Source organism: Treponema endosymbiont of Eucomonympha sp. (genome assembly GCF_001028545.1).
Genome location: NZ_BBPW01000366.1, coordinates 1 through 686, shown reverse-complemented (window position 1 = coordinate 686; position 686 = coordinate 1). Strand labels below are relative to the sequence as shown.

Genomic DNA, 686 nt, shown 5'->3' with positions numbered 1-686 from the left:
TCGGCGCGGCGGTGGTGGAGACGGACCCGCTGGAAGGCTCGGACGGCGCGTATCTGGTTGCGCGGAAGGCGGTTTTTGCCGACCCGGAGCACTGGTATTATCCCGATCAGTACAATAATGCGGAAAACTGGAAGGCGCACTATCAGACGACAGCGTCTGAGATATGGGAGCAGACCGCGCGGCGGGTAACGCATTTTGTTTCGGGCATGGGGACTTCCGGCACTTTTACGGGCACCGTAAAGCGGCTCAAAATGTTTTCGCCTGCGGTGCAGGCGGTCGCGGTGCAGCCCGATTCCCCATTTCACGGAATCGAAGGCACGAAGCACATGGCGAGCACGATTCGCCCGGGCTTTTACGACCCGGCGCTTGCCGACAGGGTGCTTGAGATAAACACCGAAGACGCGTATGCCATGACCAGACGGCTCGCACGGGAAGAAGGATTTTTTGTCGGCGTCAGCTCAGGGGCGAATGTCGCCGCCGCGCTGAACCTTTCCGCGGAGCTTCCGTCCGGTTCCGTAGTGGTTACGGTGCTCTGCGATAGCGGCTCGCGCTATCTTTCGGAGCGTTTCTGGGGGGTGCAAGCGTGATATGTCTTCCGGCGGAATGCGAAGCGCGCATTAAACAGGCGGGCGAAGCCGCTTATCCAAACGAATGCTGCGGCATTCTTTTGGGAACGGTGCGCGGAA

At 60.1% G+C, this 686-nt stretch carries 1 protein-coding gene; it reads left to right on the top strand.

All coding sequences use genetic code 11. The features are described from left to right. On the top strand, positions 1-587 hold a 587-nt coding region (locus tag AWU74_RS07095; RefSeq protein ID WP_162504993.1), incomplete at its 5' end, for a PLP-dependent cysteine synthase family protein. Positions 588-686: the final 99 nt, after the last annotated feature.